This window comes from Helicobacter canis, assembly GCF_008693005.1.
Classification (GTDB): Bacteria; Campylobacterota; Campylobacteria; order Campylobacterales; family Helicobacteraceae; genus Helicobacter_B; species Helicobacter_B canis.
Map to the genome: position 1 here is coordinate 119,849 of NZ_VXKE01000010.1, position 7,373 is coordinate 127,221.

7 protein-coding genes, 1 tRNA gene and 1 pseudogene are annotated in these 7,373 nt (G+C 41.5%); 2 read left to right on the plus strand and 7 right to left on the minus strand.

Features of this window, described 5'->3' with window-relative positions; all coding sequences use genetic code 11:
* Nucleotides 1–111 precede the first annotated feature (111 nt).
* On the minus strand, nt 112–1,428 hold the full coding sequence (dnaA, locus tag F4V45_RS03835) for a chromosomal replication initiator protein DnaA (RefSeq protein WP_023929695.1): 1,317 nt from the start codon (nt 1,426–1,428) through the stop codon (nt 112–114).
* 247 nt (nt 1,429–1,675) lie between these two features.
* On the opposite strand from dnaA, the gene ruvC reads away from it, so the two are divergent.
* Nucleotides 1,676–2,164: a crossover junction endodeoxyribonuclease RuvC gene (gene ruvC, locus F4V45_RS03840; RefSeq protein WP_150337141.1), complete on the plus strand. Its 489-nt coding sequence runs from the start codon at nt 1,676–1,678 to the stop codon at nt 2,162–2,164.
* Here the strand turns inward: ruvC and F4V45_RS03845 are convergent.
* The 3 genes from F4V45_RS03845 to F4V45_RS03855 form a co-directional block, all read right to left on the minus strand.
* A complete protein-coding gene (locus tag F4V45_RS03845; protein ID WP_150337142.1) occupies nt 2,159–2,986 on the minus strand; it encodes a prephenate dehydrogenase in 828 nt (275 codons plus the stop codon). The genes ruvC and F4V45_RS03845 overlap by 6 nt on opposite strands.
* Nucleotides 2,987–3,058: 72 nt before the next feature.
* The gene (locus tag F4V45_RS09705; RefSeq protein WP_246144987.1) at nt 3,059–3,613 is read right to left on the minus strand and encodes an acyloxyacyl hydrolase; all 555 of its coding nucleotides are present in this window, start codon (nt 3,611–3,613) and stop codon (nt 3,059–3,061) included.
* A gap of 60 nt (nt 3,614–3,673) precedes the next feature.
* Nucleotides 3,674–3,750 (minus strand) — tRNA-Arg (locus F4V45_RS03855).
* 114 nt (nt 3,751–3,864) lie between these two features.
* Here F4V45_RS03855 and rpsU point away from each other — a divergent pair.
* Nucleotides 3,865–4,077 (plus strand): 30S ribosomal protein S21, encoded by a 213-nt coding sequence (gene rpsU, locus F4V45_RS03860; RefSeq protein ID WP_023929699.1) that lies wholly within the window; start codon nt 3,865–3,867, stop codon nt 4,075–4,077.
* Between the two features lie 105 nt (nt 4,078–4,182).
* Here rpsU and kcuS read toward each other — a convergent pair whose 3' ends face one another.
* The 3 genes and pseudogenes from kcuS to F4V45_RS09390 all read right to left on the minus strand — a co-directional run.
* On the minus strand, nt 4,183–4,404 hold the full coding sequence (gene kcuS, locus F4V45_RS03865; RefSeq protein ID WP_407925328.1) for a KCU-star family selenoprotein: 222 nt from the start codon (nt 4,402–4,404) through the stop codon (nt 4,183–4,185).
* Nucleotides 4,405–4,505: 101 nt separating this feature from the next.
* Nucleotides 4,506–6,728 (minus strand): carbon starvation CstA family protein, encoded by a 2,223-nt coding sequence (locus F4V45_RS03870; protein WP_150337148.1) that lies wholly within the window; start codon nt 6,726–6,728, stop codon nt 4,506–4,508.
* Nucleotides 6,729–6,919: 191 nt separating this feature from the next.
* Nucleotides 6,920–7,373 (minus strand): annotated as a pseudogene (locus F4V45_RS09390) (autotransporter outer membrane beta-barrel domain-containing protein); the annotation flags it as partial.

A 7,373-nucleotide genomic window follows, 5' to 3' on the forward strand; every position in this document is an offset into this window, starting at 1 on the left:
TGAAAAAGTGAAAATCATCTCTATAACCGCTAGAAACAAGATTTCATGGTGTTGAGAACGGCTTAAAGATATTCACTTGATTTGCCGTATTTTAGCAGAATCTAGCTAAATTTAGAGAGTTTTTTCGCTTAGGATTTTTGCTTTTAGATTCTGTGTGAGTAGTTTAAGATCTTTGTCTTGCTCGATTTTTTTGGTGATTTGAGTGAAAGCTTTTGAAATCGCGCTATGGTCTTTCATATTGAGCTTTTGTGCGAGCATACTCATAGAATCTATGCTTGAGAGGGTTCTTGTGAAGTATATGACTAAATGTCTAGCTTGGACAATTTGGGGTTTGCGAGATTTGGAGATGATTTCGCTTGGTTTGATATTAAGCTCTCTAGCAACTGTTTCTATGATTTTTTCTAGGCTGATTTCTTCATTTGATTCTTTTTGGATTTCTTTTATCACATTTTTTGCCATAGCAATGCTAAAGGGCTGATTTGTCATTGAGTGATGAAAGCTTAGTTTTAAGATGATACTTTCGATCTGGCGGACATTTTCGTTGATGTTTTCAGCTAGAAAGTTGATAATGTCCTTTTCCATATTGATCTGGTTATCTCGACATTTTTGTTCGATTATGCGGATTTTTGTTTCAATTTCTGGAGGCTGGATTTCCATCATCATTCCACCTTCAAATCTCGAGCGGAGTCTGTCCTCTAAGCCTTGGATTTGCTTGGGGAGCTTATCGCTTGTCATTACGATTTGTTTGTGGGTTTTATGCAATGCTTCAAAGGTGTTAAAAAATTCTTCTTGTAAGCCCCCCTTACCGCCAAGGAACTGCACATCATCGATGAGAAGGTAGTCGCAGTTTCTATATTTATCTCTAAAAGTATCCATAGTATGCTGCCGTAGGTGTTTTTGCCATTCGTTTAGAAACTCTTCAGTAGTGATATAGATGACATTTTTATTGTGCTCGATGGCGGTGTTTCCTATGGCGCAGAGTAAGTGTGTTTTCCCAAGTCCTGTATGCCCATATAAAAGCACGGGATTATAAGACTTAGCTTGATGTTTAGCGACAGATTTTGCGATGATAAGGGCAGATTTGTTGCTATTACCTTCGACAAAGTTATCAAAAGTTTGCTGAGAGTTAAGGAAAGTTTGGTCTTGGGATTTTTGTATCTTTTGCCTAGAGTTTTTCACATTTTGCTTATCTTTAGCGATAACAATCTTAATATCTGTTTTGGTCTTTGTGTAGATTTCAAAGGTGTGTGAAATAGTTTCTATATATTTACTTTTAATCCACTTTTCTATATACGGATTTGGGACGATAAATACTGCTAAATTGCTTTTAGAAGCGTTCTCATCGTATTTCATCAGTGATATGTAGGCGTCAAATTCGTATTGAGAAATTTCCTCTTTTAGTGTTGTCAGCACTTCGTCCCAAATCATTTTCACTCCTTAAAATAGCAGTAAAAGTTTTTCACAGATGTGAAAATGGTATGTGAAAAATATGTGAAAAAGCTCTTTATCTTTACATATTTCTTTTACAATTGCACCCTATTTAAATGCATTAAGGGTAAAGACATATGCTATGTAATGCGCGGTGTGTAAGGTTTAGCAGCGGCGCGACATAGTCTCAAACTAGGTGTTAGATTTTAGCAAATCCAATATGTGAAAAAAATAAAATGAGTGATAGATGAAGATTTTGGGCATTGATCCGGGGAGTAGGAATTGTGGCTATGCCATAGTAGAATCCACTTCTAGCTTACGACTTATAGAAGCAGGGTTTATCAAAATCACAGCTAGAGATTTGCAAAGCCAGATTCTAGAGTTTGTCGAGGGGATTGACTTGATACTGCAAAGTCATAAGATAGATTCTGTAGCTATGGAGGGGATTTTCTATGCTTATAATCCACAGAGTGTTTTAAAGCTTGCGCAAATGCGCGGCGCGATTAGTCTAAAAATCTTGCAAGAGCTAGGCAACTTTACAGAATACACCCCATTACAAGTGAAAAAAACTATTACAGGCAAAGCCAAAGCTGATAAAACACAAGTCGCCTTTATGGTGAAGCAGATTCTAGGGATTAAGCAGGAAATTAAGCCACTTGATATTACAGATGCCATAGCCATAGCTATAACCCACGCGCGCACCTTGAAATCCCAGCTGAAGAATCCCAAATCATAAGAATGTATGCAGAGTGTTTGCCTTTTTCATCCACTCTATGAGCGCGTCCCACTCATCTTCTTGAACAAGACTTTTGGCATAAAGCATTTCTTTTTCAAAGTGATTGATTGCTTCTAGGAGATTGTGCTTATTGTGCTTAAAGACATCGCGCCACATTATCGGCGAGCTTTTAGCAAGGCGACTCATACCCTTAAACCCCCCGCCAATAAGTGCTAGGATATTTTGAGGCTCTTCTTGTGCTAGGACAGCGTTGGCTAATGCAAAGGAGATGATATGAGGCAAATGAGAGATAAAAGCTACATGTCTATCGTGATCAAGTGCGGGCATAACGATGATTCTCATACCAATGGCGATGAAAATCTGCTTTGCCAAAGCGACTTGGTATTCTCCGCTTTGCTCAATGTCTGTTAGGATTACGATTTTATTGTGGAAAAGCCCTTGCTCTGCGGCATTTGGTCCATAATTTTCCGTCCCGCTCATAGGATGCGCTGCAACGAAGTTTTTCCTAATAGCTTTAGGGATAGAATCTAAAATCTTCTCCTTGGCACCGCCTAAGTCGATGATTGTCGTTGTAGGCGAACTGGGTGTAAGCTTTTGTAGCGTGGTGATGATCCCATCTAAAGGCGTGGCGATAAAGATCACATCGCACTCTTGTATTTGCTCAAATTCTACACACTCATCGACAAGCCCGAGCGACAAAGCTTGCCTAGAGTGCAAGGCACTTGTGTCAAATCCCAAAATCCGCTTGAAAATCTTGCTCTCTCGTAAGGCAAGCCCCATACTACCGCCAATAAGCCCTAGCCCTATAATCCCCGCTTGCATACTAACCCTTAAGAATAGAAGTAGCCGCGATTATAGCAAAATCTACCAAGCTCTTATGTAATAACTTGGGCATTAGAACGCCACGCCAGCACTTAAGCCAAGGTAGTTGTATCCTATATTTGGTCGCTCTAAATTTCCATTTGAATAATGCTTAATGATACATTCATAAAATATCGTAGTTTTATGAGTAAGTCGGTGATAAAATCCTACAAAAGCTCTCTCACCAAAGGTAAAGGCACTGCCGATTCTCCCATCATCTCCATCATTTGATCGTATATAAATCCCTATGCCAATGCCTGCATATAGGGATTTATAAATCGGTAGGATAATGTCTTGTGCTGCTCCAAAGATGATTTGCCGCTTTAATGGCGGCTTAATGGGCAAAAATGCTTCTAGCTCAAGGCTGATTCTGCCACTGATACGGAAGAATGTATTAGGCTGGGCATAGTAGAATCCAAGCGCATAGACATCAGCAAAGCTCTTTTCACTAAAGTCTGCATAAATGCCCAAAGCAAGACTATTGCCATAAGTGGTGAAAACAGGCTTAGTAGAATCTAATCCAAAAAGCTGATAGACAAAGAGTGCGCTAAAAACTAAAACTTGTAAAATCCGTTTGGGGGGGGGCAAATATATTTACATAAAAGCTCATTTACAACCTAAGTGAAGTAGAATCTAAATCCAGTGAAGTGGTGTGCTCGGAGGGATTCAAACCCCCGACCTACAGGACCGCAACCTGTTGCTCTATTCAGCTGAGCTACGAGCACATATTTAAATGAAGTAAAGAGCGGATTCTAGCAAAAGTGTTTTTAAAACTAATTTAAATTGTGATAGAATACGCACGCCTTAGGGCTAAAACAAACGAAAGTAGGTGATGCATAATGCCTGGCATAAAAGTCAAAGAAGGCGAGTCTTTTGACGAAGCGTATAGAAAGTTTAAAAAGCAAACAGACCGGAATCTAGTCGTTACAGAATGTCGCGCTAGAAGGTTTTTTGAAAGCAAAACAGAAAAACGCAAGAAACAAAAGATAAACGCTAAGAAGAAAATGCTTAAACGACTTTATATGTTGAGACGCTATGAGTCAAGACTATAATCCCGCTAGCCCTTTTGGGTCGGGATTGGATTTTATCTACTATATCTGCTTTAGATTCTACTATTTGATTTTATTTGTAGCTGTGAGTTTTTAAAAGCATAGATTCTAGCAGCAGCGATTTACTCCGCCATTATACCGAGCTTCAAGAGCTTCTTTGAAAAACTCTTTTTGTGATTTAATTTCTCTATCAGGGTGCTTTGTGCGCATATGCTCGACATATTTATCATAGCTTGGCATCCCCACAAGCAAGTGGAAAAACCTATCGCTTCTCTTATATAAAATCCGCACTTTGCTCCACACGCGAGTAAAGGTATTTTCCTTCTTCACCAGCACAGGCGGGTAGAATCTAGCTTCGCTTAAGCCCACTTGAGCGGGAGAAGATTTTGCAGCTGTATTTTGCATTGAAAGATCCTTATGCCTATATAAGCCTAATGTGCTTGTATAGAGAAATTCTTGCTTTCTTGATAGGGTTCTTCTTTAAGTGGGAATTTTTCTCCCTTGCCAATTGCTGTGAGATAGCAGATTCTAATTGTCGCGCCAATTACCACAAGCGTTACAAAAATGAAAAACGCGCAAAGAATCGCATCTAAAGTGTGGTTGTGGATAAGTATGTCAGCTTTGCTAACGACTTTCTGCCACTCTTCAAGAGTTTTGCCCTCAAGCATTGTGCTTGCATCAGCACCCATTTCTTGGAGCTTGGTGATGAAGCCTAGAGCCTTTTCTTTTAAGGCAGTTTGATTCTGTGCTGTGGCTACATGGCTTACTGCGTCATGCACGCGCTCGCCATTTGCTGGGAGAAGCTTTTGAATCGCTGCATAAAGTGTCGTTAGAAGCACCCACGCTGCAGGGAGGATAGTAATCCAGCTGTATCGAGCTTTACCCATTTTGAAGAGCACGACTGTGCCAAGTAGGAGCGCGATCCCTGCTAGCATTTGGTTGCTCGCACCAAAGAGCGGCCATAGTGTGAATATCCCACCTTGTGGATCGATAGCACCTTGATAGAGTAGGTAGCCCCAGCCAGCCACACAAATCGCAGAAGCCACCACGCCCCATAAGACAGATTGTGTGTTTGCCATAGGCTTATAGACATTGCCTAGCACATCTTGGATAAGGAATCGCCCAGAGCGAGTCCCCGCATCAACAGCTGTCAAAATAAAGAGTGCTTCAAACAAAATCGCAAAGTGATACCAAAATGCGATAGATTCTTTGCCACCAGCGACTTCGTGGAGAATCTGTGTAAGCCCTACGGCAAATGTCGGCGCACCACCTGTTTTAGCCACTAGTGTGGGCTCACCTACAGCTTTTGTAGTCTCTTCTATCATTGTAACGAAGTGTCCATTTGTAAGCATTTCAGGCTGCAAGACAAATCCGCCATTTTGTAAGATTGTTTTCACGCTTTGCTCGATAGTGTTCATATCTGCGCTAAGTGCGCTAGCTGCCGCAGGATCAAGCAGAGCAAGAGGGGAGTTTATCGTAAAGTAAAGTCCCGGCTCCAAGATACACGCAGCAATAAGAGCCATAACGCCTACAAGCGACTCCATAAGCATAGAGCCATAGCCAATAGGGCGGGCGTGGCTTTCTTTTTCTACCATTTTTGGGGTCGTCCCACTTGAGATAAGCGCGTGGAATCCACTTATAGCTCCACAAGCGATTGTGATAAACAAGAATGGAAAAATCGATCCGGCAAACACCGGTCCTGTGCCATCGATAAACGCCGTAACTTTCGGCATTTGTAGAGCAGGATTGACGATAAGAATCCCAATCGCCATCGCCACGATAACACCGATTTTTAAGAATGTGCTTAGATAATCCCTAGGAGCAAGTAGCAACCACACAGGCAAGATTGAAGCGATAAAGCCATAGCCTATGATGATAAGTGAAAGGGTAGTTTTCTTTAGTAAGAACACATCGTGCCAAGGGTGGGCAGGATCTGTTAGAGCTTGTCCATAGTAAAGCGCAGCAAGAAGCAAGATAAAGCCAATCACACTAGCTTCACCTACACGACCGGGGCGCAAATAGCGCATATAGATCCCCATAAATACAGCGATAGGGATTGTCATAGCAATTGTGAAAAGCCCCCAAGGAGAATCAGCCAGCGCATTGACAACAACCATCGCCAAAATCGCCACAATAATAAGCATAATAAACAATATCCCCACCATAGCGATAGAGCCAGTTGTTTTACCCATTTCTTCTTTGATAATCTCACCTAGTGAGCGACCATTGCGGCGCATAGAGATAAACAGCACGGTAAAGTCATGCACCGCACCAGCAAGCACGACCCCAACAAGCAGCCAGATCATACTAGGCAGATAGCCCATTTGCGCCGCGAGAATTGGACCTACAAGCGGACCAGCCCCAGCGATTGCGGCGAAATGGTGCCCAAAAAGCACGACTTTATTTGTAGGGACGAAGTCTTTCCCATCATTATTGATGACCGCAGGTGTCGCGCGATTATCATCAAGCTCAAAGACCTTCTCCGCGATGTATTTGCTATAAAAGCGATAGCCAATCATATAAATACACACAGAGGCTATCACAAGCCAAGTCGCGCTGACTTCTTCGCCAGTGTTAAGTGCCAACATACCGAAGTAGAATGCACCTACCACAGCGACAAGTAGCCAAACTAGATTTTTGATTATCGAGTTCATCATTTGCTCCTTTGTAGATTTCCAGCCATTATAATAGGCAGCGAGATGTAAAGCGTAGGATTTTCTACCAAAATCCCAAGCAAAAGCAAAAAACTAGCCAAAAAGTAACAAAATCACCAAATAAGCATAGAGATTTGTAACATTACTCTACCAATCGCTAGAATCCATTAGACTTTATGCAGTGTCTGTCCCTAAAACACATACCTAACCCCTAGGTTTGCTGTAAGGTTAATATCCTTATAGCTTAGTCCTATCTTTGTCCCTAAAGCAAAGTTGATAAATGTCTGCTTGCCTAGTAGCACTTCCCCACCTGCTGTGCCTAGTAGGTGCGTGTTTAATCCATCATTACTACGATAGCTTAGAGAATTATTCCCCACAAATCGCACCTGCTCTCTATTGCCATTAGAGATATAGAGATCTTTTTGTGCTCCAATGTTGATAAACCAATAACTAGCTTGAGAGAAATACTGCCTTGTCTCTAGTGCAAGCATTAAAGCTAGTAAGTGTCTTTGTGTAGAGGGGCTTTGTATGGCGATATTGCTAGAATCTGGTGTGATATTTGACTCTGGATTGGCGTTGATAAATTTATCACCACCATTTATCTCACCAACATTGATAGCATAGTAGCTAAGTCCTCCCATAGGC